The sequence below is a fragment of the Chryseobacterium sp. genome (assembly GCF_022869225.1).
Lineage (GTDB): Bacteria > Bacteroidota > Bacteroidia > Flavobacteriales > Weeksellaceae > Chryseobacterium.
In genome coordinates this window covers 4,673,184-4,697,798 of record NZ_JALIHL010000001.1, presented here as the reverse complement: position 1 = coordinate 4,697,798, position 24,615 = coordinate 4,673,184, and the positions used below count along the sequence as shown (strand labels likewise).

Sequence of the window (24,615 nt, the reverse complement as noted above, 5' to 3'; positions counted from 1 at the left end):
ATTAATGAAATGTTTCCCCCTGCCCCTACATCAAATAATCTAATGAAATTTGAGGAAGTGCCTGTCAGTTATTATACAGGAATTCCAGATATTAATATTCCATTAGTCAATATTCCTACCAATAACTCGAATGTAAAACTTAATGTACAATTAAAATATCACTCATTAAATGCTAAACCAGACGATAAAGCTGGAGAAGCAGGTTTAGGATGGAGTTTAATAGCTGGAGGGACTATTTCAAGAACTGTACGTGGAGGCGGTCCTGATGAAAAAAATAGGACAATAGCATTCTCAACGTCTCCAAAAGTTAAGTATGGGATTTACAATCATTTTTATAATCCTACTTATAAAATTCTTAATAACGATAATTCTTTCAACTTTAATGATTATAGATTCGATGCTGGAATTGGGAAATTTGATACAGAATATGATCTGTATCAGTATAATTTCATGGATAAGTCAGGAAGGTTTTATGTCGTAAAGAATCTGGATGGAACTTATACTGCTGAAAAGCTGGATAAAAATAACCTTAAGATCACTTGTAGTAAGGATGCCGCTACAGGGGTTATCAACTCATTTACCATCATAGATGATAAAGGGATCAAATATATTTTCAATGCAATGGAAACATCTCAAAAAGGTATTTCTACTATAAAAACAGGATTGACTACAGGGCAGGAAGAATTTAATCCCAGTCTTGAATTAGGAGATTATTACACCTCATTCCATTTAGTAAAAATTAATGATCATAGTAATGTTAATTTGGCTGAATTTAAATATGATCTTGCATCAGAGGTAAAATATCAGGAAACACCTACTACTACCAGAAGGATTGCAAAGAATGTTAACTATAACAATAACACAGATCAGACAGGAGGACAGCAAATAAACCCAGATGGCAGTATGCCGGGAGCCTTTGAACGTCAAATAATATATACTACTTCCCAGACACGTTTACTGACAAGTATTGATGTAAGAGGAAGAGGTACCATATATTTTAATTATGAACAGGGAAGACAGGATTCCAACTATACAGAACCCGCCAATTTGTATAAATTAAAATCTATCCAAACTAATTATTGGGGGCAGTCCGCTTCACAATATACGGATAAATACATTTTCGATTATGATTATACCAATACAAATTTTCAGCCATATAATGGACCCCAGTTACTGAAGAAAATGGTACTGAAAAAAGTAACCAAAATTTCCCCAAGTACTCAAAACTCTGATTACCTTTTAGAATATAACGGAAATTCTTCTTTATTGAAAAAGGATGACTGGGGGTATTACAAAGCTTCAGATCTGAGTTTGAATAATGATATTGTGACCGATGTCATAAAATCAATCACATATCCTACTAAAGGTAAAGTCGTATTTAATTTTGATGAAAATGAATACAGCTATCATCCAACAAGCACTGACCTTATGGTACCTGTAGCAGGATATAATGTAACCAACAGTTTTGATTCAGATATCAGTTTTTTACAGTTTGGTCCTACTAAGCAACAGTTTTTCACCATTCAATCAGCTCAGACCGTTAGTCTTGATCTTTTTTTAGGGAATCTGATCTATTTTAACTGGCAGTTCAAACTCTATAAGAAAAATACAGATGGAACCTTTTCACCGGCTGTATATGAATTTGGTTATGCAGCGCAGACCTGTAATAAGGTTCAGCCGCCAGCTTGTCTGGTTGTCAATCCAAACCCTGATGGTCAGGTAATATCAGAATTTAATAAGACTGTTTATCTTGAACCAGGTGTTTATTACGCTTCCCTGGCTGGTGATTTCGGACCATCAAATCCTGATCAGACAGGTGATACTTTTATTGCCCATACTACGGAGACTACGTATGTGAATGCTAAAGTACAGAAAGGTGGAGGAATCAGAATTAAAGATATATCTTATCTTGAAAATCCTGCATCAGGTATGGTATCAAAAAAATATGTATATAACTACACAAACCTTGATGATACCCAAAGAAGCAGTGGGGCTTTAGTTTTCCCTGAGCCTATATTCAGGCTTACTAATCCTTATTCATATCAGAATAAATACAATAATTTTACCATATCATATAGTGCAGAATTTGATATCACCACAGATTACAACATCTTACCCGTACAAAAAACGCAAAGTTCTGACGTTGGATATAAATACATAAGTGTAGAACAGATAGATACCAATAATAACAAAAAAGGGAAAACAGTTTATAATTTCAGATCCCCTATTGATTACCCAAATGATGCGACTGTTATAGTTCAATTGACACCTATTCCTATTCCTAACCAGGATTATTTAAGAGGGCAATTGATTTCCGATAAAAAATATGATACAGGTAACAATCTGCTATCAGAAGTGACAACAGATTATACCACTTCAGTATATCAAAAAAATGATGGGGTTAAATTAAAAGATAACTATGCCAACAATATGATATCTGAGCTTTTTTCTTTCAGTAGTTATCAGGAAATGGTTAATAAAATCGGAATTGGTTTTGCGTTGACAGATCCATACAAGAATTTTGAAAGTTTTGGAGTAACGTTACCAACACAAAGAATTGAAAAATCATATTTCTACAAAAACGGAGTACAAAGTGTAATTTCATCTACAACTGACAATGTCTATAATTCGAATGATTATCCAACCGCAATCACTCAAAATTTTCAGGATGGAAGCATTAATATAACAAACTATAAATATGCTACTGAAAAGGCAAATCAAAGATTAATCGATGCCAATATGATTGGCATTCCATTAGAGACCGAAGTTAAAAACAATAATAAAATAGTGAGTAAAGAAGAAACTTTATATGATGATCCTTCTCATTTGTTTCCAAGTTCGGTATTATCCTATGATCTTCAGCATATTCCATCAACAGATATTACCTACGATAAATATGATGACAAAGGAAACTTACTTCAGTATACTACCAAAGAAGGAATTCCTGTAACTATTATCTGGGGATACAACCAAACCCTGCCTATTGCCAGAGTGAAAGGAGCTACTTATGATCAGTTGTCAGGTCTGGGACTTATTCCTGGGCTGGTTTCCGCTTCGGATGCAGATGCAGCCAATCCGGCTAATGAGCCGGTACTTATTGCCACACTGGATCAATTCAGGAACAATTCCAGTTTATCAGCCTACCAGATAAGTACGTTTACCTATGACCCTTTAATCGGAGTAACGAGTATCACTCCCCCATCAGGAATAAGAGAGGTCTACCAATATGATTCCGCCAACCGGCTTGAAAAAGTGGTAGATGTGAATGGAAAAGTATTGAAAGAATTGAAGTACCATTATAAAAACTAAGAACTGATGAAAAAAATAATGATTCCAATGAGTGGTTTGCTGATAACCGGGTTGGCCCATGCCCAGGCCAATCCGAGCACTGCAGAAAATTACGTTTATACCAAAACATACCTCTCAGACCCTACACTTGCCAATCCCAAAACCTCAGAAATGGTTCAGTATTTTGACGGCCTGGGAAGACCCAAGCAGGTCGTGAATGTCAAATCCTCGCCATTGGGCAGAGATGTGGTGACTCATTTTGAATATGACGATTTTGGAAGACAGGTAAAAGAATTTTTACCCGTTCCCCAGCAGGAGACTCAAAACGGAGCAATTTACACCTCTCCATTAACCAATGCTTCCCGGCCGGATCTCTATAGCCAGGAAAAGATTTATTCTGAAAAAGTTTTGGAAAACTCACCATTGGACAGGATCCGGCAGCAGATCCAGGTAGGAAATGCCTGGAGTGATAAACCCGTTAAATTTGACTATGATGCCAATCTCCATGAAGATTACGTGAGAAAGTACGAAACCAGCACCAGCTGGCTTGAAGGCAGGACTCAAAGCAATGTCCAGCTGCTTCAGTATTTTGGAGCAGGACAGCTGTATAAAAACATGGTTACTGATGAAGACGGCAACAAAACCATAGAATTCAAAAACGGCAGAGGACAGCTTTTGTTAGTGAGAAAAGTACTGAGCGCTGCCCAAAATGCAGATACGTACTATGTTTACAATGAATATGACCAGCTGTCCTTTGTAATCCCTCCACTGGCTTCCGCTCCCACTGTGGAACCGGCTGCCGTAGAAAACCTGTATTATCAGTACCGCTATGACGGGAGAAACCGTTTGGTAGAGAAAAAACTGCCTGGAAAAGGCTGGGAATATATGGTGTATGATCAGGCGGAGAGGCTTATCATGACCCAGGATGCCAATATGCGGGAGAAAAGCAAATGGCTGATTACCCAATATGACCCATTCGGGAGAGTGGCTTATACAGGGATCATTGCCGGAGGAAGCAGAAGCAGCATGCAGTCCCAGGCAGGGAATCTCATAATAGTGGAGAACAGGAGCAGTACAGGATTTACCAAAAACGGGATGCCGGTTCAGTACAGCAATGGATATTTTTTTGATATTGAAACGGTTTTAAGTGTCAACTATTATGATACTTATCCGCAATACAATTTCAATCCCTCTTTCCCAACCACCATTCAGGGCAGGCCTACCTTAACCGATACCCCTTCATCAGCAGGAAGAAGCACCAAAGGCCTACCCGTGATGAGTTTGGTAAAGAATATCGAAGATGACAGCTGGAGCAAGACCTACACCTATTACGATGACAAAGCAAGAGTCATTGGTACCCATTCCATCAACCATCTGGGAGGCTATACCCGTACAGAATCTCTGCTGGATTTTGCAGGGGTACCACAAACTGTTATTACAAAGCATAAAAGGTTGAATACGGATACAGAAAGGATTATTACAGAAAGCTTTACGTATGATGACCAGAACAGACTTCTTGTACACAAGCATAAAGTAGACAGCAATCCGGATGAGATTCTGGCCCGGAACCAATACAATGAACTTTCCCAATTAGAGAGTAAAAAAGTAGGCGGAATACATTCAGCAACACCCTTGCAGACCATTGATTATAGGTACAATATCAGAGGGTGGATGACCCAGATCAATGATCCCTCGATTCTGGGAAATGATCTTTTCGGATATAAGATCAACTACAATACAGTTGAGGGATTAGAAACTCCCGATGCATTAGACCCTTCCCTGAAAGTGCTTCCCCAATACAATGGGAATATAGCCGAAGTGTCCTGGAAAACCTTAACTCAGGAAAATGAACCCTTAAAAAGATACGGTTACGTGTATGATTCCCTGAACAGGCTTTCCGCAGGGTTCTATCAACAATCAGGAAGTGAAGCCTCCGGAGAATATTTTGAAAAAATGGAGTATGATCTAAACGGCAATATTACCAGGCTGAAAAGATCAGAAGGCGTTTTATCCGGCAATACCTTTGCCACTGTCATAGACAATCTGAAATATGATTACACAGGAAACAGGCTGAATAAAATAACCGATGAACAGCAGAACCCTTTGGGCTATCCATATATAACCACTCCCAATACCCTTGAATATGATAATGGCAGTGCTGATGGGAATGGAAACATGACCGGTCATGCCGATAAAGGGATTTCCTCCATTCAATATAATTATTTAAATTTACCCAAACAGATTACCCAAAACTCTAAGGTCACCCATTATACCTACAGGGCAGACGGCGTAAAAGTGAAGAAGCTCTTTGGAGATATAGAAACAGATTATCTGGACGGGTTCCAGTATAAGTCTACCAAGCCTTCAGAGGAAGGAACAGGAGAAGTCATGACGCTCCCTGACCCCAATGAAGTTGCCGTAATGAAACTACGGATCATTCCTACTTCCGAAGGATATTATGATGCGCTTAGTAATTTATACATCTACAACTTTACGGATCATTTAGGCAATATAAGATTAAGCTATACGGATACCAATAAAGACGGTATTATCCAGCCAAGACAATACTTTGTCCAGCAATGCAGCGGGAACTACAACCCTCCATTTGAGCTGCCCATCTGTATTGATTATTGGAAACCTGAGAGATTGTGGAAGTGAATAATTATTATCCTTTTGGGTTACTGCATAATTATACAGCTACCACTCAGAATGCGTATCAGTATAAGTACCAAGGACAAGAGTTACAAGAGACCGGTTTTTACTCATTTAAATGGAGAAATTACATGCCTGACTTGGGAAGATTCTTTAATATTGATCCTCTTTCTGAAAAGTATTCTTATCAGTCACATTATAACTTTTCTGAAAATAGAGTTGTTGATGGTAGAGAATTAGAAGGCCTGGAATGGGTAGCAAGTAGAAATTTAGAAAACAAAACTGTTGATTTACATCTTACGTACAAGCCTGTAAATAATACGGCAGGAGCTCTTTCTAATTCACAAATGTCTACACTGCTTCAAGAACGTGAGGCTCAAATTGTTTCTTCTTTTGGTGGAAAAGATGCTAGCGGAAATCAGGTTAATATTACTTTTAGCCAGAGTGATAAATCTACTATGGTTTGGGATTATAACATTGCTTATGACACTAATAATGTAGATGATTTTAAAGGAGTGGATGAAAATGGTTCTTACCTGATTCAAACTATGACTAATGGAATGACAGATAACAATGATAATACTCAGAAGAATAGAACTCAGATTAATGTTTTTACTACGAAAGGATTGGATGTTAATGAAAAAACAGGTCAATTAAATTTTGACAATAAAAATAGATCTGATGTTGCTAAAACAGGAGCTCATGAAACAGGTCATACTTTAGGAATAAAGCATAGTGATAAGGCAACTTTAAAATCCACTCCGGATAATTTAATGCGAGAGGGCGGTCCTGGAACGAAAATAACTCCAGAACAAAGGACTAATGCCATAAACTTAGTAGAAGAACAACAAAAGCCAAGATAAGTAAGATGAAAACACTTAATAGAATAATAGTTTTATGCTCATTTATTTTTATCGGTTGTTCAACTGTGAAGACGACAGAAATATACGGAACAGAGATGGAAATTGTTGAGAATGTACGTTCAAAAGTTATGATTAAAAAATTTAATGCACAGGATAAAAATAAATCTTTTTTAACCTTTACATCTGAATTTGACAATCTTATAACTGTTAAAAATGAAGATAGTATTGTATTTAATAAAAAGCGAAAGACATTACCAATGTTGGGAATTACAGATGGTTGTATTATTATCAATAACAAAGATGTTACTATTACTATTGATAATAAGCAGATAATAAAATTAAATAAACAACAGTTACCTAAATATAAATTTATATATGTTGGAAAAGATAAAAATCACTATAGGATTGAATATACAAACAATGCAAAATCTTTTATGTAAAAATAATTAGATTTAACCCCGCTCTCAGAGAAGTAGTTGATAACAATACTTATTATCCTTTCGGAATGCTGTTCGATCATAATATTCAGGCAAATAGTTCGAATGCTTATAAATATAAGTACAACGGAAAGGAGTTGCAGGAGACTGGAATGTATGATTATGGAGCCAGAATGTATATGCCGGATATTGGACGGTGGGGTGTAATAGACAATAAAGCAGAAAAATATTTTTCAATGTCACCTTATACCTATGCTGGAAATAATCCAATTGCTTTTATGGATCCAGACGGGAATGAATTAATTCTTTCGTTTGCAACTGATACGGCACGGAAATCCTACGAAGATTTAGTGAGTGCTTCACTTGGAGGTAAATATTCCGCAACTTACACAAAAATAGAAGGTACAGATACATATAAGGTAACTCTTAATATGGTTAATAAAGATGTTTCTTTAACCAAAGAACAACAGGCTTTCTATGATAGCTATAATGAGGTCATTACCACAAAAGAAGTTGTTAGTCAAGATTTAGTAGAAAATGACAAATCAGTTGTGGTTGGTAGCTTTCAAACAGGAGAGATTGATATGGCAGATGTTTTAGAATTTGACAAAGTTGGAAAAGGAGGTACAAGTAGTGCTGGAGCTATAACTCATGAGCATATTGAGCAGCTGGAAAAAGCTAAAATGGGACTCAAAAAAGGTGACATAGGAAAAACAGAAACAGATGCTGCCGGAAATACCACATATACCGATTTTAATAAGGCTCATGCAAAAGCTTTTAAGAAAGAGGGTAAAGTAAATGGAAATGAAAGAATAGAAACTGAAGGACCAATGAGTATCAAAGTATTCCAGGAGAAAGATAAAACCAAAACTAATCAAGCTATTTGGAAAAACGATACTACTGGAGGGATAACAGTTAAAAAAACAAAATTGCCATAGTATGAAAAATATATTTTTTATTGTAGTATTGTTACTATTATTAAATTGTGCTAGTTCTATAAAGAAAAGCAATAATGTGTATGTCAATGGAGACTGTATTGAAAATTTAGACTTTAAAAAGGAATATTTTTCTAATATCAAGATTATTGATAGTCTAATAAATAAAAATGAAGGCAATCAATTTAATAAATCCCTTGTATTTATTTCAAAGTATTCCCATGTTTCTTTTGAAAGCAGACTCAATTATGCAGGTCTATATCCGTCTGGAATTTATGAAAAAGACAGAAAGGGTTGGCTAGATTGGTATGAGAAAAACAAGTGTAAGAATATTCAGTTTAAGAAAAAATAACAAATTCTCGATCTTCATGATAATAAGTACGACGGAAAGGAGCTGCAGGAAAGCGGAATGTATGACTATGGAGCGAGGTTTTATATGCCGGATATTGGGAGATGGGGCGTGGTGGATGAACTTGCAGAGAAATTTAATCGCCACACTCCATATGCTTACGTCGTAAATGATCCTATTAATGGTATTGACCCAGATGGTAGAGATGTAATATTTCTCGCAGATTCTAAAGCTGTACCTGTAGCCGGTCATGGAGCTGTTATTGTAGGAAATGAAAAAGATGGTTGGTATTATTATTCAATGAATGGGACAGGTGAAGGAAGTAAGCCATATGGCGATTCTAAAAATCCTGATATCGGAACATTTTTAGGAAAGGGATTGAGTCCTAAACAGGCAATGTTAAAGGCGAATACTATAAACCCTAATGAACAACACCATTATGATAAATTTGTTACTGTTAAAACAACCAGAGAAGAAGATGAAAAAATAAAAGCAAAAGCAGTAGAAGCAGCAAGTGCAAAGAAATATAAAGTAGTAGGTCAATCTTGCGCAAATGTAATGCTTAATTGTTTTAATCAAATTGTAGATTTAAGAACCAATAATGCTTGGTATGTTCCACATCAAGTGAATCCTGCTCCCAATGCAATTATAGATAATCTTCAGAAAGGGATAAATTACTATAATCGGTTTTTTATTCCCTCCAACAAAGAAATAGAAGTTCGTAAAGTTGGAAAACTTGAAGTAGGGCCTGTAATTGATGAAAAAGGAGTTGAACATTATAAATAATACAAAATGAAAAAAGGAATTGTAATTTTTATAAGCATTATTCTATTTAGTATACTAATGTATTATGCTTTTGGCGTTTTTTCTTCTTCTATTGGATGGTATGGATATCAAAAATGGAAGTATAGGGTTCATACTTCAAATATTGAAAAATCAAAACAAAGAAAAGTTTTTGTAAAAGAACTTGAATATAAAATTGTTGATTCCGCTAATTTAAAAGGGTTTTCTTTTAAACCTTATATAGAGAAAGGGTTTAGATATGGTTATCATTCTATGGAAGATACAAGAGTAGATAATTTTTCACACTATCCTTTTAATTTAAATTATGAGAGAAATAAAAAAGACTCTATATCATTAGATATTTTTCCAGACGATAAAAAAAAATTAGATAGCTCCGATGCAGTATGGGGGTATTTAAAACAACCATATTTAAAAGACACTGTTAGAATTAAAATAGATGGGGCTGGAAATCATCAGAGGGGAATAATAAAAATATGGTAAAATAGCGCAAAGTCTGTGACTTTGCGCAGATAAAAATAAACCACTGCAATTGCGGTGGTTTACAATAAAAAATCATTTAGGAAATGCAAAGGTAAGCTTTGCAAAAACCAGCACAGGCGCTCTTGAAATTGTAGACAGCAACGATTACTATCCGTTTGGGATGAATCATCTGAAATCTGGCAACAGTTTTTTGGGGTAGGTTCATATAAGGCATACAAATACAATGGTAAAGAATTACAAGAGACGGGAGTGTATGACTATGGGGCGAGGATGTATATGCCGGATATTGGACGGTGGGGTGTGATTGACCCTCTGGCGGAAACTTCCAAACGTTGGTCAACATATACGTATGCATACAATAATCCAATAAGGTTTATTGATCCGGATGGAAGACAAGCCTTAGATCCGGGAGATAGATTTAAAACTTTAAGAGCGGCTGCTAATGACTTTGGGAAGCAATATAATGGATTATCTATAAACTATAACGTGGAAGTTTATACAATTTTTTATCAAGCAACTGATAAAAATGGAGAAACTTACTATAGCTATGTAGTTCCACAAACTGGAACACAAGGTTTTACAGATAAAGTAAATCCAAGTGAAGTATCAAAAGTAGATAAAAATGCTGTAATTGTAGGTGATGGACATACTCATAGTGGGGATACTGATGTTATAAAAATGGATGGAAAAGATTATAGCAGTGCAAACGAATTTTCAAATAGGGATGTTGCATCATATGAAAATGAGTTATATGATGGAAATGGTAAAAAAGAAGAAAGGGCTATGGAAAACCTGTAACTGGGTATGTTGCTACACCAGATGGAGGATTAAGAGAATATACACCTGGGGTTAGTAATAACTCTGATTCTACAAAAACAAATTCAGCCGGAGTACCTATAAAAAATTATGACCTTCCTGTTGCTAAAGATTTGCCTTCTGACCCTGCTTCTGGATCTTTAAGACTTAATAATGTTCCGCCTACAAATATGCCTAATGTATTACCTAAAGGATTTGATCCTGAACAACCTAAAAGATACTAATTATGCTAAAGAAGATTTTATTAATTATATGTTTCTTACCGTTATGGGCAGTAGCACAACAGATCAAAAACGAAAAATGTAAGGATACAAAGAGGAGAATTGAACAACCTCCTTGTAAGTTTGTAGATCGTTACGGTACTGATATTATACCTGATGAAGAAACTGTAATCAAATATGTAGATATTCTTATAAGGAAAAGAGAATTATTAGATCCTGAAAAGTCGAAGCCTTATAAGATTAGTTTGATTGCAGATAACAAAGTCTGGCATATTATTATAAAGAGCTATAATTGTAGATATTGCAAGATCTATATCAATATTAATAAAAATACAGGTGAAGTACTGAATTTTTACAGGTCTGAAGATTAATTTTATTGAAAAACTGATATTGCGGCTTTGTAATCCATGAGCAATAATAAAATAACCCTCGCAAAATAGACTGTCCCCAAAAAGTTAGACACTTTTTAGGTGCAGTTTTATGGGAAAATCAAAACATAGCCGAAGTATCCTGGAAAACCTTAACTCAGGAAAATGAACCCTTAAAAAGATACGGTTACGTGTATGATTCCCTGAACAGGCTTTCCGCAGGGTTCTATCAACAATCAGGAAGTGAAGCCTCCGGAGAATATTTTGAAAAAAATGGAGTATGATCTAAACGGCAATATTACCAGGCTGAAAAGATCAGAAGGCGTTTTATCCGGCAATACCTTTGCCACTGTCATAGACAATCTGAAATATGATTACACAGGAAACAGGCTGAATAAAATAACCGATGAACAGCAGAACCCTTTGGGCTATCCATATATAACCACTCCCAATACCCTTGAATATGATAATGGCAGTGCTGATGGGAATGGAAACATGACCGGTCATGCCGATAAAGGGATTTCCTCCATTCAATATAATTATTTAAATTTACCCAAACAGATTACCCAAAACTCTAAGGTCACCCATTATACCTACAGGGCAGACGGCGTAAAAGTGAAGAAGCTCTTTGGAGATATAGAAACAGATTATCTGGACGGGTTCCAGTATAAGTCTACCAAGCCGTCAGAGGAAGGAACAGGAGAAGTCATGACACTCCCTGACCCCAATGAAGTTGCCGTAATGAAACTACGGATCATTCCTACCTCGGAAGGATATTATGATGCGCTTAGTAATTTATACATCTACAACTTTACGGATCATTTAGGCAATATAAGATTAAGCTATACGGATACCAATAAAGACGGTATTATCCAGCCAAGACAATACTTTGTCCAGCAATGCAGCGGGAACTACAACCCTCCATTTGAGCTGCCCATCTGTATTGATTATTGGAAACCCGGAGAGATTGTGGAAGTGAATACTTATTATCCTTTTGGTTACTGCATAATTATACAGCTACCACTCAGAATGCGTATCAGTATAAGTACAATGGAAAGGAGTTGCAGGAGACTGGGATGTATGACTATGGAGCGAGGTTTTATATGCCGGATATTGGGAGATGGGGTGTGGTAGATCCATTGGCGGAGAAATATCAACCAATGTCTACTTATCATATATCTGGGAATAACCCTATTTTCTACGTAGATTCTAATGGAATGAATTATGACGATTATGGTGTTGATGATAATGGAAATGTTAGCTTAATTCAAAAGACAGATGATAATTTTGATAGACTTTACAAAGCTAAAAGTGATTCCAATGGAAATGCCGTAAAAGATGAAAACGGCAATGCACAAAAAGCAACAGAAGGAGTAGGAAAAGAAAACCAAGATTATGTGAAAGTAGATAAAAGTAGTCCTTCTGACGGAACCCTTATCAGCCAGCTTTCGGGTAAAGATGGTAATGGTTTGAGTCACGGTACAACAACAAATTCTGTAGATGTAAGAAGAGTTTTTCAATTTGCAGCGGACAACAGTCGTGTAGAGTGGACAATAGGAGGATTTAGAACAGAAAAAGATGACACATTTTTAGTCGGAACTTCACACAAACTAAATCGGGTAACCGCGCCTTGGAATTTTGGAGCAGAAGGTCTTACATATGATAATCTTTTCTATGCGGGGCATACTCACCCTTTCACAAGAAAAGCTCAAGAACATGATAATTACATATCTAAAGATGGGATTTATAACTTTATATACTATACAGGAGCAGGAAGTAATATGAGAGAAAATTATTTTGTTCCATATTGGTTAGAAAAAGATCCAAAAACCGGAATAAATAGAGCTACAACAAAATCCAATGCAGGACAAATAAAATTACCTAACTTAATTCCAGTTGCACGATGAAATCATATATTTTATTAATACTCCTTTTAATATCAGGTATCATATCAGCTCAAGAAGATAAATTATCTTTTGTGAAAGATGAAAAAGTAAAAAAAGAAATTCAAAGAAGTTTAGAGTATTTTAATAAAACTAATACTATTCCCAATAAAATTAAAAATAGTGTAATTTTTATAACCTTTGAATTTGAAGACCTTCTTGAGATTGAAAATCTAGGTATTTATTATTCTACTTATATTCCTACTCAGTATGCAGAATTGAGTGATAAAGGGCAATTTAAATCGGACTTTCAAAATGAAAGATTGTATTTTAATTATTCAAAAAACATTATATTAGTTTTTGTGATGGGGTCTAAATATTTTGATAAGGAGCAAATGAAACAATTATCTAATCATGTTCAGATCAGCAAAAAAGATTTGATGAAATCCGAATTTTTTAAATATGAAAAAGGAGATGAATTTAATTGGGATAGAGTTGTTAATGTAATTAGTTTAGATAAACTAAACGATAAATTTATTCCCGTTCGGGTAAATACTTTTGATTTAGTGACTTTTATGGAAATTTGGTATGGAGTTGATGCAAAGGAAATTCCAGTCAGCCAGACAAAATATAAAGGAACAAATAAAAAGAATTCGGAATATAAGTTTCATACATACCCAAAATAAAATAGTTAACTCTAGTTTATCAGTATAAGTACCAAGGACAGGAGCTGCAGGAGACTGGATTCTATAGTTTTAAGTGGAGAAATTACATGCCGGATGTAGGAAGGTTTTTTAATGTAGATCCGCTTGCAGATAAATATAGAAAATGGACGCCTTATGCCTTTAGTGGAAATATTGTAATTAATGCTGTAGAGTTGGAGGGATTAGAACCAGGTGTATTATTTGGCTCTATGGATACAGCAGCGGAAAATTTTGGGCAACAATATAATGGCACTTCTATTAATGTCAATCAGGAATATGGCTCTACTATATATAGCTCAACGACCATCGTGAATGGTACTTCAATTACATTATTTGCTTATTCAGTACCAAATGTTGGGACGACAGGAGCTTCAGTAACTCCTAGTCCTGCTCCATCAGGAAATACCGCTACTGGTGATATTCATACTCATGCAGCATACGATGTTAATTACGCAAATAATATTTTTTCAGGTTCCACTACTGGGAACAATTTAACTTCTACAAGCGGTGATGTTGGGGATAATAACAGAACAGGGTTGATCGGTTATGTTGCGACACCAAACGGATCATTACAAAAGTATGATCCATCAACAGGAAATATTACAACGTTGAGTACAAATTTACCAAGTGATCCGAATGACCCTGCTAGATTAAATAATGTTTCCCCAACACCGACGCCTTCAATTTCACCATTACCGCCAGCTCCACCAGTAGTAATTCCGCCACCACCACCGCCCATAAATCCTGTGAATACTCCAAATTCACAGTCAATACCTAATAATAACCAACCAGTAACAACTCCTTAAAATGAAAAATGTATTTTTAATATTATCGATATTTTCTCTTTTTGCGTCCTGTAAATCGTTGAATAAATCTGATATGACGAATAAACCTATGAATAATTCTAATATTAACACCATTGATTATGTTCCTAATGAAGAAACTGCAGTAAAAATAGCTCAAGCTGTTTGGTATTCTATATATGGGAATAAGATAGATCATTTTCTACCCTATAAAGCTGTTTTAGTAAATAATGTATGGATTGTTAATGGTACACTTCATGATAGAAAGGGGGTGTTCCATATATTGAAATTCAAAAAAAAGATGGTAAGATTTTAAAAGTTATTCACGAGAAGTAAAGGGGCTCCCGATCTCTTGGCTTTGTAATCCATGAGCAATAATAAAATAACCCTCGCAAAATAGACTGTCCCCAAAAAGTTAGACACTTTTTAGGTGCAGTTTTATGGGAAAATCAAAACATAGCCGAAGTATCCTGGAAAACCTTAACTCAGGAAAATGAACCCTTAAAAAGATACGGTTACGTGTATGATTCCCTGAACAGGCTTTCCGCAGGGTTCTATCAACAATCAGGAAGTGAAGCCTCCGGAGAATATTTTGAAAAAATGGAGTATGATCTAAACGGCAATATTACCAGGCTGAAAAGATCAGAAGGCGTTTTATCCGGCAATACCTTTGCCACTGTCATAGACAATCTGAAATATGATTACACAGGAAACAGGCTGAATAAAATAACCGATGAACAGCAGAACCCTTTGGGCTATCCGTATATAACCACTCCCAATACCCCAATACCCTTGAATATGATAATGGCAGTACTGATGGGAATGGAAACATGACCGGTCATGCCGATAAAGGGATTTCCTCCATTCAATATAATTATTTAAATTTACCCAAACAGATTACCCAGAACTCTAAGGTCACCCATTATACCTACAGGGCAGACGGCGTAAAAGTGAAGAAGCTCTTTGGAGATATAGAAACAGATTATCTGGACGGGTTCCAGTATAAGTCTACCAAGCCGTCAGAGGAAGGAACAGGAGAAGTCATGACACTCCCTGACCCCAATGAAGTTGCCGTAATGAAACTACGGATCATTCCTACTTCCGAAGGGTATTATGATGCTCTGAATAGTTTATATGTTTATAATTATACAGACCATCTGGGCAATATAAGATTAAGTTATACGGATACCAACAGAGATGGAGTCATCCAGCCAAGACAATACTTTGTCCAGCAATGCAGCGGGAACTACAACCCTCCATTTGAGCTGCCCATCTGTATTGATTATTGGAAACCCGGAGAGATTGTGGAAGTGAATAATTATTATCCTTTTGGGTTACTGCATAATTATACAGCTACCACTCAGAATGCGTATCAGTACAAATACAATGGTAAAGAGTTGCAGGAGACTGGAATGTATGATTATGGCGCAAGGTTCTAATATGCCTGATATTGGTAGATGGGGCGTGATTGACCCGCTGGCAGAAAAATTTAGAAGATGGTCACCTTATACTTATACGGTAAACAGTCCTATTAATTTTGTAGATCCAGACGGAATGCAAATAGAATCTGGAAGCCAAAAAGAATGGGATAAGCAAAAATTAGCAGTAACTGCAGAAAGAGATAAACTGCAAAAAAATATTAATGATTTAAATAAGAAAGCTGCAGAAAAAGGATGGAGTGCGGAAAAGCTTGCGGGAAAGATTGGTAATATGCAAGATCGTGTTAATAGTTTAAATGGAACTATTTCTAATTTAGGAAATTTGGAAAGTAGTAAGCAGGTTTATAGCTTATCAGGTATAGGAACCGGAACTACTGGAGGAATTACTCTTGACACAACTACAAATAACATAGTAATTGCATATGGAAGTACTGCAAATTTTGTTCACGAAACGACACACGCAGGTCAATTTGAAAGTGGAGATATTGGATTTAACAGTAACACCGGCCAAGTTGTAGGACAAGATATTCAAGATGAAGTAGCAGGATATAAAGCACAGTTTGGATATAATCCATCATCAGTGTCGGGTTTATCTTCAACATCAGGAGTAACAGCAAATTCATTTGGTAATATTACACCAGGTTGGGTGCAAGGTTTAGATGGCGGTACTTTGTATAATCCTGGAGGAAGAGCAAACATAGGGGTATCACCTATTAATATGAATTCTACAAAATCTGATTTGATAAAGGCATATCCCCACCAAGCGACCGTTTTGCAAAGCTTACCAAATAATTTTGTATTAAAAACAGACCCTTCCGTCTACCATAAGAAATGATGAGAATAGTATTTTTTATTTTGTGTTTATTATTATGTTCATCTTGTGCTTCTATTCAGCAAATAGACGAAAATAATATTGTTGGAGTTTTTTATTGTAAGAAACTATCAACAAAAAATAAGTTTGGTTATGAATATACTCTTAATATTGAAAAGGAAAATAAGTTTAGTATGTTTCAACGATTCCAAGATGCTTCACCCAGATGCAGTGGTATTTGGGAACTGAAAGATGGATTTTTATTTTTGAAATGTTTAGATACTGAAAGTATAACTGATAAATTATCAAATGCTTATATGAATCAGCGAGATTTTAAAATAAATGTAAAAAACAAAGATAAATTAGAATTAGAGAACCATATAATATTAAAAAGAAAATAAAAATAAAACCCTTGCAATTTGCAAGGGTTTTATTTTTATAGTAGAACTTACTTGTAAGCTTTTCTTGCATTAAAATCCCGAATAGTAAGATCAAGAAATCTTGTAATCAAAGCTTTATCTTCTTCGTTCATTTCCTGTATTGCTTCAAACTTTTTCAGAAGTTCTTTATCTTTAATAGAAACTGTTTCATCGTTCAACAAAGCATCACTAGAAATCCCTAAAGCATCCGCAATATTTTTAAGCGCATCCGCAGGCGGAATACTCGAATAAGACTTGTTTTACATTCTCGTAATTGTGACTTTTGGGACAAATATGAGAACGTAAAAATTTTAAAATATTTTTATTTTATGGAAATCTCCGCAATCAAACAACGATTAAGTTTATCCGTATGATTATGGGGCAAGGATGTATTGCCGGAGCTGGGAAGATGGGGCATTGTAGATCCGTTGGCAGAAAAGCATCTACCAATGTTTACTTATCTTATGTCTGGAAATAACTCTATTTCAGCAATGCAGCAGAACCACAACTCTCCTATTTGAATTTTACTAAATTACTTACCGTCTCCTTCCCATTTTTCCAGTCAACATTTAAGTGAGTTCTATAAAGAGGAACTGTAGGAATTGATAAAAGTTAAAAATACAGAACAGCAACTTTAATGACTTCTGTTAATACTGCATTTTATTAACCCTTATAGATTTTAAAAATCGATAAGGGTTAATAAAATTCTGTTTTAGATGAGCTGTTTTAGTCTTTAAACTTATCTAAGACTTCCAGAATATTCTGATATACAACATCCAATTCTTCAGCAGAGATACAATAAGGCGGCACCAGGTATATGACATTTCCTAATGGCCGCATAATAATTCCTCTCTGTAAAAACTCATTATAAAGTTTTTTTCCTATCTCATTAAAATAAGATGTGCTGTATCCGGTTTTACAATCAAAAGCTAAAATAGTTCCGATCTGGCGGACCTTTTCTACCTGAGGATAAAAAGCAAGGATTTTTGCAAACTCGGTGTGTTGATGGGTGATGCGTTTGATGTTCATTTGAGTTTCTTCTTTAAGTAATAATTCCATACTGGCCAGCGCAGCAGTACAGGCTAAAGGATTGGCTGTAAAGGAATGACCGTGAAATAAGGTTTTATGACGGTCATCAGATAAAAAAGCATTATAAATGTCCTGGGTGCACGTGGTGATTCCCATAGGCATCGTACCTCCCGTTAACCCTTTTGAAAAACACATCATATCAGGTCTTTCTGTAAGGTAATTAGCGGCAAAGAGTTTCCCGGTTCTCCCAAAACCTGTAAAAACTTCGTCCTGGATCATAAGAATTCCATATTCTCGGCAGATCTTCATCAGGCTGTTCAGATCTTCAGCATGATACATCAGCATTCCGGCAGCGCCCTGCACCAGAGGCTCATAGATAAAACAGGCTGTTTCCTCTGCCAGATCTTTAATCTGTGATTGTAAGCATTCCAGATTCTCAGCATTCGGGGTATCAATGAAAATGACTTCAAAAAGCATACTTTCAAAAGGTTTGGTCCAAAAGCTTTTTCCACTCACAGACATGGCCCCGAACGTATCCCCATGGTACGCGTTTTTAAAAGCCAGGATTTTAGTCTTTTTCTGTCCCTGATTGTAGGCATATTGAATCCCCATTTTCAATGCTACTTCTACTGCAGTAGAGCCATTGTCAGAGTAAAAAACTTTCTCCTGGTTTGAAGGCAGAAGTTGTAATAAATTTTCTGAAAGCTGTATGGCGGGTTCATGTGTAAATCCGGCGAAAATAACCTGTTCCAGCGTATTTAGTTGTTCGAAAACACGTTGTGCAATATAAGGGTGGGAATGCCCGTGTAAAGTAACCCACCATGAAGAAACGACATCCATATATTTCTTTCCTTCATCATCATAGAGATAGATCCCTTTGCCTTTCACAATGGGAATGGCATGATCTGCGGTTTTCATTTGGGTATAAGGGTGCCAGTTGACGGCCTTGTCTCTTTGCTGGAGACCGGAATGTAATATTGTGTTCATGTATTGATGTAAAATAGATTAATGCTCTAAGAAATCAGACAGTAGTATTATAATAAGCTTCAGAATACTCAAGATCAGGATCCAAAAACTCATAATTCATACTTTATCATTAACGCTTTTCTAGCAGCAGGTTTCTTTTTTCATCATGGGCTTAAGTCCAAGTGTTTCCAGCATCTGCATATCTTCAGATACTCCAGGATTAGGAGTGACCAATAAGGTTTCTCTCTCCCCTGTAAAAATAGAGTTGGCACCTGCCATAAAGCACCATGCCTGCTCAGTCTCAGTCATTTCTATACGTCCTGCACTTAGTCTTACCATAGAGGAAGGCATAACAATTCTTGCCGTTGCAATCATTCTTACCATTTCCCATGGATCTACTTTTTCATTATTTTCGAGAGGTGTTCCTTCTACCCTGGCCAACGCATTGATAGGCACTGATTCCGGATGTTTAGCCATTGTCGCTAACGTTAAAAGCATTGAAATTCTGTCTCTATGAGTTTCCCCTAATCCAATGATTCCTCCGGAACATACGGTGATTCCTGCTTTTCGGACATTATTGATCGTATTGATCCTGTTGTCAAAGGTTCTTGTGGAAATAATTTCTTCATAATACTGTTCCGAAGTATCAAGATTGTGATTATAAGCATATAAACCTGCTTCCTGAAGCCTTATAGCCTGCTCTTCCGTAAGCATTCCAAGGGTACAGCATACCTCCAGCCCTAGCTCATTCACTCCTTTTACCATATCGATTACCCTGTCGAAATCTCTGTTGTTACGAACTTCACGCCATGCTGCCGCCATGCAGAATCTTGAAGATCCGGCATCTTTCGCTTTCTGAGCATGGGCAATTACGGTCTCGGTAGGAAGCAGGGCCTGTACTTTGATGTTGGTATGGTAACGGGCTGCCTGTCCGCAATAGGAGCAGTCTTCGGGGCATCCTCCCGTTTTGATTGATAATAAAGTGGAAATCTGCACTTCGGAAGGATCATGCCATTCGCGGTGTATGGTAGCTGCCTTATAAATCAGTTCCATTAAAGGTAAATGATAAATTTCTTCAATCTCTTCTTTAGTCCAGTCGTGTCTGATCTTCGTTTTCGTATCCATTATCCTAAATTTGTTATTATAAGTTGTTCTGCATTGGTTTTAATATGTTCTTTATCTGGATGATCAAGTTCAGGGATCCTGATGATTTTTGTTTCTTTTTTGACGAAATTACAAATAGCTCTTTCTGTATCAGCCGGAAACACACCGTTGAGGATCAGGTAGTCCAATGGTATGTTTCGTTGCTGCAGTGCCATAATGGACAATACGCTGTGATTGATGCATCCTAAATAATTTCTGATAACAAGAGCTGACGGAAGATTTAATTTTTCTATAAGATCAATCATAAAACAATCCTCTGAAAGGGGAACCATTACCCCTCCTGCCCCTTCTACAATTAATGGTTTTTCAGTTTCCGGTAATTGGAAATCATCCAGATGAATCTGTTTATTTTCTTCCCGGGCAGATTGATGGGGTGATGCAGCCAGTTTCAAGCGGTAAGTTTCCGGATGGCAGACTGTATCATCTGTCCATGTTTCAATTTTATGACTGTCTGTATAATGAAGGTCCCCGGATTGTATGGGTTTCCAGTAATCTGCTTTAAAATGCTGTACCAAAATAGCTGAGCAGACTGTTTTTCCTATTTCGGTTCCTATTCCTGTTATAAATAATTTCATATGGTTAATATCGATGGTAAAAGGTAAACTTGTGAAATCGCAAAAAGGCTTGTGCTCATAGATATTTGTCTGTTGCGGTCTCATCGTTTAATTTTTTATAAAAAACAGAGTATTGATATGATATGGTTGATGTCTGATGTCTGATTAACAAATGCTAACTGCCTTTTTCACTGTTTAGCTTTCCCCTTTAATAAAATTCCTTAATAATTTTTGCCAGCCTTATAATTTCCGCTTCCGTATTAAAGCTGTGCAGACATATTCTGAGTCTTTCTGTTCCTTCTTTTACTGCCGGACTGTATACGGCATAGGTTAAAAACCCTTCTTCAGATAAAGTATCTTGTATTGATTTAAGTTTTTGATTGTCAGGGATCAATATAGCCTGAACAGGGCTCATTTCTGACGACGGTGATTTCAAACCTTGGTTTCTGAAAGTTTTAATATTTTCCTGAAGTTTCTCAGATAGCGCTTTGTTGTTCCCTAAGAATTCATATCCTTTTTGTATACTCATCCATTGAAAATCCTGTGCTGAAGTCGTATAAATGAATGGGGATGCAAAATTGACCAGATAAGACTTTATCGCTTCGCTGCAGAGTATCGCTGCTCCATGCGCTCCCAAAGCTTTTCCATAAGTGATCACGGCGGCTGTAACATCGTTTTGTAACTGATATTTCTCAATCAATCCATAACCAATAACTCCGAAAGCGTGGGCTTCATCAACCAATAAACCGGCCTTATACCTAGCAGCAAGTCCCGCGATCTCCTGGATCGGGGCAAAATCTCCTTCCATGGAATAAAGGCTTTCTATGGCGATGTAGCAATGGCCTTCATGCCTTTGTAAAATACGTTCCAAACTTTTCAGATCGTTATGCCTGAATTTAACTTTTCCGGCATTGGACATTTGACAGGCATCATGTACGGATCGGTGGATCTGCTCGTCTGCGATAATCGTATCATGACGCGTAGGAAGCGTAGAGAAAAGCGCTAAATTGGCATTATAACCGGATGGGAAAAGCAATGCTTCTGGAAATTGATGCTTCCGGGCAATAAAGTTCTCTGCGGCAACGGCTATACTGCTGTTTCCGCTGATAAGCCTGGATCCTGTACTTCCGGACAGCAGTTCCGGGTTATCTGTAACTGTTGTCAACAGTATATTTTGAAGATCCTTATTTCTTGCCAGTCCGAGATAATCATTAGAATAAAAATCAATTCCGGCGGATTTGGGTTTTAAGAGCCGTAAATTCCCGGCGGACTTTCTCCGCTCAAGGGCTTCCTCAAAATGATTAGGCATACTTTAAAGGAGATACTTCTTCTGTTATTGCATTAATCCATTGGCTATGCAGTCCTTTTTCTATGGCCAGAATGTTTTCTGCATGGAGTTTCCAGTCTGCTGAGAATTCATTTAATTGATTGATCATTTCTTCCAGATGCCCTTCTTCTTCCAGAATAATAGATTTTACCATAATTCTTGAAGACTCTTTGGTGAGAATATCCTGATATACCGGATATAATTCATCCGCACGAACTTCAATAGCATAAGTGACAAAAAGATAAGCGGCATATTTCAAATCTTCTTTAGAAAGCTGAAAAGCCTCCTGAAGATATCTGCAGGCTTTGATATCCAGCGAGTGAAGATACTGACGGGTTGCTGTCGGAGCAAGAAGCTCTTTATTTTCATACGTTTTACACAGCTCCGGGTCTATTTTCCCAATTTGTTTTTTAAGGTAATAAGCGTGACGGTGCTCTTCAGCGGCATGTTTTAGTTGGATCAACGTTACCGAGACCGGATGTTCACACTTAGATATTTTCCTTGCACCGGCGTTTTCCATAAAAGAAAGGGTATTCAGCCACTTGGCATGGATACTGTCTTCCTGTACAATTCTTTTTAACAAGTGATGAAATTCCATAGATTTTTATTTTGATGTCAAATGTAGTATATTGCCGGATGGTTGAATGGTGCCAGTTTTGATATTATGAATAGTCCGGTTAGAATCCCTTATGAGAGTTTTATAAAAATTGATAGAAAATCAGAAACTTCTATCTATTTGCAAATCGCCAATCAATTGATCAATGCGATCCAAAGAGGTTTCTTACCTTTTGGCACCAAACTTCCCGGAACAAGAACGTTCAGTGAGATGCTGGATATTCACAGGAATACTGCGGTAGCAGTCTATGATGAATTGTCCGCCCAGGGCTGGACCGAGAGTTTCCCCAATAAAGGAACTTTTATCATTGGAAAAGATCAGGAAAAGCCTGTTAAAATGAACAATTTTGAAGAAAATAATCTTCAAAACTATCCTCAAACTACCGGTTTTTCGTTTAAAAAATCCAATATTCTGGATAATCCGTTCGAACATTCAGATTGTCAATATGTCTTTAATGATGGAGTCCCGGATATCAGGCTCACTCAGATTGGCCAGCATTCCCGTTTTTACAGTTCTATTCTTAAGCGCAAGTCTCATCAGAAAATATCAGGACATTATAATCATGACGGGAGTGAGTTTTTTAAAGAACATTTATCCCGATATCTCAATTTATCCCGCGGGCTGCCTATTTCTAAAAATAATCTCCTGATCACCCGCAGCACGGAAATGAGTATTTATATTGTTTCCGAAATTCTTCTTTCTGCCGGAGATGTGGTTTTAGTGGGAGCTCTAAGTTACTTTTCAGTCAATATGATCTTTATGAAAACCGGGGTTCAGATGGTTTCTATTCCCATAGATGAAGACGGAATCATTGTGGAACGTGTCCGGGAAGCCTGCAACAGGCAGAAAATAAGAATGCTTTATCTTACCCCGCACCATCATTATCCCACAACAGTGGCATTAAGTGCCCAGAGGAGGCTGGAACTTTTGGAACTTGCCCATGAATATGGATTTATCATTCTTGAAGATGATTATGACTATGAATTTCATTATGATAAAAGTCCGATTCTTCCTTTAGCCAGTGCAGATACAAATGGAATGGTCATTTACATCGGGTCTTTCGGCAAATCGCTGGCCCCTGGATTCAGAACCGGATTTATTGTCGCTCCTGAAAATTTGATGGTGGAAATGAGAAAATACCTTGGAATTATAGACCGTCAGGGAGATATTCTGATGGAAAGGGCCCTCGGCGAAATGATTGCAGAGGGGGAAATCAGCCGCTATTTGAAAAAATCGTTAAAGGTGTATCAGGAAAGACGGGATTATCTTGCCACTTTGCTTGAGGAAAACTTAGGCGATTTCATTACCTTTCAGAAGCCTTCAGGAGGCCTGGCTATCTGGCTGGAATGGAATATTCCCATTAACCTGATGCAGCTCAGCAGAACCTGCATCCGGGAGAATCTTTTTATTCCCAAAACCCTGCTTTACCAGAATAAGCAGCTTACCGCAATGAGACTGGGGTTCGGAGATTTGAATTGTGAAGAGATGGAGAAAAGTATTGAAGTTTTCTCCGGCAATGCAAAATTATTGATTGGATGATGGAGAACTGAGCAGATTGATAAGCTAATATGAAAAATTCGTTCAATCCTCTTAATTAGCGAAAAAAAAGACATTGCTGAACAGCAAAAGCCCCTAATTCCAGAGGCTTTAAAAAGTGTAATGTTCTGTGCCGTTAATATAGCTGTTT

26 protein-coding genes and 2 pseudogenes are annotated in these 24,615 nt (G+C 36.7%); 22 read left to right on the top strand and 6 right to left on the bottom strand.

From position 1 onward, the window contains the following. Positions 1-42 precede the first annotated feature (42 nt). The 21 genes and pseudogenes from MUW56_RS21965 (at position 43) to MUW56_RS21870 (ending at position 17,254) form a co-directional block, all read left to right on the top strand. Entirely contained in the window at positions 43-3,309 is a 3,267-nt protein-coding gene (locus MUW56_RS21965; RefSeq protein WP_292015208.1) for a hypothetical protein, read from the top strand. A 6-nt stretch (positions 3,310-3,315) separates the two neighbouring features. Further along, entirely contained in the window at positions 3,316-5,946 is a 2,631-nt protein-coding gene (locus tag MUW56_RS21960; RefSeq protein ID WP_292015207.1) for a DUF6443 domain-containing protein, read from the top strand. Continuing rightward, positions 5,937-6,803, top strand: a complete 867-nt coding sequence (locus tag MUW56_RS21955) for an RHS repeat-associated core domain-containing protein (protein WP_292015206.1) — start codon at positions 5,937-5,939, stop codon at positions 6,801-6,803. Before MUW56_RS21960 ends, MUW56_RS21955 begins: the two co-directional genes overlap by 10 nt. A 5-nt stretch (positions 6,804-6,808) precedes the next feature. Continuing rightward, a complete protein-coding gene (locus MUW56_RS21950; RefSeq protein WP_292015205.1) occupies positions 6,809-7,243 on the top strand; it encodes a hypothetical protein in 435 nt (144 codons plus the stop codon). After that, on the top strand, positions 7,213-8,178 hold the full coding sequence (locus MUW56_RS21945; RefSeq protein WP_367118575.1) for an RHS repeat-associated core domain-containing protein: 966 nt from the start codon (positions 7,213-7,215) through the stop codon (positions 8,176-8,178). Before MUW56_RS21950 ends, MUW56_RS21945 begins: the two co-directional genes overlap by 31 nt. A 1-nt stretch (position 8,179) precedes the next feature. Then, complete coding sequence (locus MUW56_RS21940) at positions 8,180-8,527, top strand: hypothetical protein (protein WP_292015204.1); 348 nt, start codon at positions 8,180-8,182, stop codon at positions 8,525-8,527. Between the two features lie 3 nt (positions 8,528-8,530). Beyond that, complete coding sequence (locus tag MUW56_RS21935; RefSeq protein ID WP_292015462.1) at positions 8,531-9,310, top strand: RHS repeat-associated core domain-containing protein; 780 nt, start codon at positions 8,531-8,533, stop codon at positions 9,308-9,310. Positions 9,311-9,316: 6 nt separating this feature from the next. Further along, positions 9,317-9,808 carry a hypothetical protein gene (locus MUW56_RS21930; RefSeq protein WP_292015203.1) on the top strand — a complete coding sequence of 164 codons (492 nt, stop codon included), beginning with the start codon at positions 9,317-9,319 and terminating at the stop codon, positions 9,806-9,808. A 174-nt stretch (positions 9,809-9,982) separates the two neighbouring features. Continuing rightward, entirely contained in the window at positions 9,983-10,606 is a 624-nt protein-coding gene (locus tag MUW56_RS21925) for an RHS repeat-associated core domain-containing protein (protein WP_292015461.1), read from the top strand. Positions 10,607-10,850: 244 nt separating this feature from the next. Further along, positions 10,851-11,216 (top strand): hypothetical protein, encoded by a 366-nt coding sequence (locus tag MUW56_RS21920; RefSeq protein WP_292015202.1) that lies wholly within the window; start codon positions 10,851-10,853, stop codon positions 11,214-11,216. A 270-nt stretch (positions 11,217-11,486) separates the two neighbouring features. Next, positions 11,487-12,347, top strand: coding sequence for a hypothetical protein (locus MUW56_RS21915; protein WP_292015201.1), 861 nt, complete (start codon positions 11,487-11,489; stop codon positions 12,345-12,347). Then, a complete protein-coding gene (locus MUW56_RS21910; RefSeq protein WP_367118550.1) occupies positions 12,290-13,120 on the top strand; it encodes a JAB-like toxin 1 domain-containing protein in 831 nt (276 codons plus the stop codon). Before MUW56_RS21915 ends, MUW56_RS21910 begins: the two co-directional genes overlap by 58 nt. Beyond that, positions 13,117-13,782: a hypothetical protein gene (locus MUW56_RS21905; protein WP_292015199.1), complete on the top strand. Its 666-nt coding sequence runs from the start codon at positions 13,117-13,119 to the stop codon at positions 13,780-13,782. The genes MUW56_RS21910 and MUW56_RS21905 overlap by 4 nt, the downstream gene beginning before the upstream one ends. 32 nt (positions 13,783-13,814) lie before the next feature. Then, a pseudogene (locus tag MUW56_RS21900) lies at positions 13,815-13,973 on the top strand (RHS repeat-associated core domain-containing protein); the annotation flags it as partial. 36 nt (positions 13,974-14,009) lie between these two features. Beyond that, on the top strand, positions 14,010-14,606 hold the full coding sequence (locus MUW56_RS21895) for a DUF4329 domain-containing protein (protein ID WP_292015460.1): 597 nt from the start codon (positions 14,010-14,012) through the stop codon (positions 14,604-14,606). A gap of 1 nt (position 14,607) precedes the next feature. Next, positions 14,608-14,877: pseudogene (locus MUW56_RS21890) on the top strand (NTF2 fold immunity protein); the annotation flags it as partial. Positions 14,878-14,885: 8 nt separating this feature from the next. Continuing rightward, positions 14,886-14,939: a hypothetical protein gene (locus MUW56_RS22925; RefSeq protein WP_367118574.1), complete on the top strand. Its 54-nt coding sequence runs from the start codon at positions 14,886-14,888 to the stop codon at positions 14,937-14,939. 183 nt (positions 14,940-15,122) lie between these two features. Then, positions 15,123-15,437, top strand: a complete 315-nt coding sequence (locus MUW56_RS21885) for a hypothetical protein (RefSeq protein ID WP_292015197.1) — start codon at positions 15,123-15,125, stop codon at positions 15,435-15,437. Continuing rightward, on the top strand, positions 15,434-16,042 hold the full coding sequence (locus tag MUW56_RS21880) for a hypothetical protein (protein WP_292015196.1): 609 nt from the start codon (positions 15,434-15,436) through the stop codon (positions 16,040-16,042). The genes MUW56_RS21885 and MUW56_RS21880 overlap by 4 nt, the downstream gene beginning before the upstream one ends. Beyond that, positions 16,026-16,877, top strand: a complete 852-nt coding sequence (locus tag MUW56_RS21875) for a hypothetical protein (protein ID WP_292015195.1) — start codon at positions 16,026-16,028, stop codon at positions 16,875-16,877. Before MUW56_RS21880 ends, MUW56_RS21875 begins: the two co-directional genes overlap by 17 nt. After that, positions 16,874-17,254, top strand: a complete 381-nt coding sequence (locus MUW56_RS21870; RefSeq protein WP_292015194.1) for a hypothetical protein — start codon at positions 16,874-16,876, stop codon at positions 17,252-17,254. Before MUW56_RS21875 ends, MUW56_RS21870 begins: the two co-directional genes overlap by 4 nt. Before the next feature lie 47 nt (positions 17,255-17,301). On the opposite strand, the gene MUW56_RS21865 is transcribed toward MUW56_RS21870, so the two are convergent. The 6 genes from MUW56_RS21865 to MUW56_RS21840 all read right to left on the bottom strand — a co-directional run bounded on the left by MUW56_RS21865 (position 17,302) and on the right by MUW56_RS21840 (position 22,910). Beyond that, on the bottom strand, positions 17,302-17,451 hold the full coding sequence (locus tag MUW56_RS21865) for a hypothetical protein (RefSeq protein ID WP_292015193.1): 150 nt from the start codon (positions 17,449-17,451) through the stop codon (positions 17,302-17,304). Between the two features lie 547 nt (positions 17,452-17,998). Then, positions 17,999-19,288 carry an adenosylmethionine--8-amino-7-oxononanoate transaminase gene (gene bioA, locus MUW56_RS21860; protein WP_292015192.1) on the bottom strand — a complete coding sequence of 430 codons (1,290 nt, stop codon included), beginning with the start codon at positions 19,286-19,288 and terminating at the stop codon, positions 17,999-18,001. Between the two features lie 120 nt (positions 19,289-19,408). Then, positions 19,409-20,392: a biotin synthase BioB gene (gene bioB, locus MUW56_RS21855; protein ID WP_292015191.1), complete on the bottom strand. Its 984-nt coding sequence runs from the start codon at positions 20,390-20,392 to the stop codon at positions 19,409-19,411. Beyond that, complete coding sequence (gene bioD, locus MUW56_RS21850) at positions 20,392-21,090, bottom strand: dethiobiotin synthase (protein ID WP_292015190.1); 699 nt, start codon at positions 21,088-21,090, stop codon at positions 20,392-20,394. The genes bioB and bioD overlap by 1 nt, the downstream gene beginning before the upstream one ends. A 103-nt stretch (positions 21,091-21,193) precedes the next feature. Then, positions 21,194-22,294, bottom strand: a complete 1,101-nt coding sequence (locus MUW56_RS21845) for an aminotransferase class I/II-fold pyridoxal phosphate-dependent enzyme (protein ID WP_292015189.1) — start codon at positions 22,292-22,294, stop codon at positions 21,194-21,196. Beyond that, on the bottom strand, positions 22,287-22,910 hold the full coding sequence (locus MUW56_RS21840; protein WP_292015188.1) for a hypothetical protein: 624 nt from the start codon (positions 22,908-22,910) through the stop codon (positions 22,287-22,289). Before MUW56_RS21840 ends, MUW56_RS21845 begins: the two co-directional genes overlap by 8 nt. 66 nt (positions 22,911-22,976) lie before the next feature. On the opposite strand from MUW56_RS21840, the gene MUW56_RS21835 reads away from it, so the two are divergent. Further along, entirely contained in the window at positions 22,977-24,467 is a 1,491-nt protein-coding gene (locus MUW56_RS21835; RefSeq protein WP_292015187.1) for a PLP-dependent aminotransferase family protein, read from the top strand. Positions 24,468-24,615: the final 148 nt, after the last annotated feature.

Excerpts from the sequence above, each read along its gene's own strand:
- MUW56_RS21920 (WP_292015202.1), top strand. The coding sequence starts at position 10,851 with ATGCTAAAGAAGATTTTATTAATTATATGTTTCTTACCGTTATGGGCA.
- MUW56_RS21840 (WP_292015188.1), bottom strand. The coding sequence starts at position 22,910 with ATGGAATTTCATCACTTGTTAAAAAGAATTGTACAGGAAGACAGTATC.
- MUW56_RS21910 (WP_367118550.1), top strand. The coding sequence starts at position 12,290 with ATGTATGACTATGGAGCGAGGTTTTATATGCCGGATATTGGGAGATGG.
- MUW56_RS21845 (WP_292015189.1), bottom strand. The coding sequence starts at position 22,294 with ATGCCTAATCATTTTGAGGAAGCCCTTGAGCGGAGAAAGTCCGCCGGG.
- MUW56_RS21960 (WP_292015207.1), top strand. The coding sequence starts at position 3,316 with ATGAAAAAAATAATGATTCCAATGAGTGGTTTGCTGATAACCGGGTTG.
- MUW56_RS21930 (WP_292015203.1), top strand. The coding sequence starts at position 9,317 with ATGAAAAAAGGAATTGTAATTTTTATAAGCATTATTCTATTTAGTATA.
- MUW56_RS21905 (WP_292015199.1), top strand. The coding sequence starts at position 13,117 with ATGAAATCATATATTTTATTAATACTCCTTTTAATATCAGGTATCATA.
- MUW56_RS21965 (WP_292015208.1), top strand. The coding sequence starts at position 43 with ATGAAATTTGAGGAAGTGCCTGTCAGTTATTATACAGGAATTCCAGAT.
- MUW56_RS21915 (WP_292015201.1), top strand. The coding sequence starts at position 11,487 with ATGGAGTATGATCTAAACGGCAATATTACCAGGCTGAAAAGATCAGAA.
- bioD (WP_292015190.1), bottom strand. The coding sequence starts at position 21,090 with ATGAGACCGCAACAGACAAATATCTATGAGCACAAGCCTTTTTGCGAT.
- MUW56_RS21895 (WP_292015460.1), top strand. The coding sequence starts at position 14,010 with ATGGATACAGCAGCGGAAAATTTTGGGCAACAATATAATGGCACTTCT.
- MUW56_RS21950 (WP_292015205.1), top strand. The coding sequence starts at position 6,809 with ATGAAAACACTTAATAGAATAATAGTTTTATGCTCATTTATTTTTATC.
- bioB (WP_292015191.1), bottom strand. The coding sequence starts at position 20,392 with ATGGATACGAAAACGAAGATCAGACACGACTGGACTAAAGAAGAGATT.
- bioA (WP_292015192.1), bottom strand. The coding sequence starts at position 19,288 with ATGAACACAATATTACATTCCGGTCTCCAGCAAAGAGACAAGGCCGTC.
- MUW56_RS21870 (WP_292015194.1), top strand. The coding sequence starts at position 16,874 with ATGATGAGAATAGTATTTTTTATTTTGTGTTTATTATTATGTTCATCT.
- MUW56_RS21835 (WP_292015187.1), top strand. The coding sequence starts at position 22,977 with ATGAATAGTCCGGTTAGAATCCCTTATGAGAGTTTTATAAAAATTGAT.
- MUW56_RS21875 (WP_292015195.1), top strand. The coding sequence starts at position 16,026 with ATGGCGCAAGGTTCTAATATGCCTGATATTGGTAGATGGGGCGTGATT.
- MUW56_RS21940 (WP_292015204.1), top strand. The coding sequence starts at position 8,180 with ATGAAAAATATATTTTTTATTGTAGTATTGTTACTATTATTAAATTGT.
- MUW56_RS21880 (WP_292015196.1), top strand. The coding sequence starts at position 15,434 with ATGACCGGTCATGCCGATAAAGGGATTTCCTCCATTCAATATAATTAT.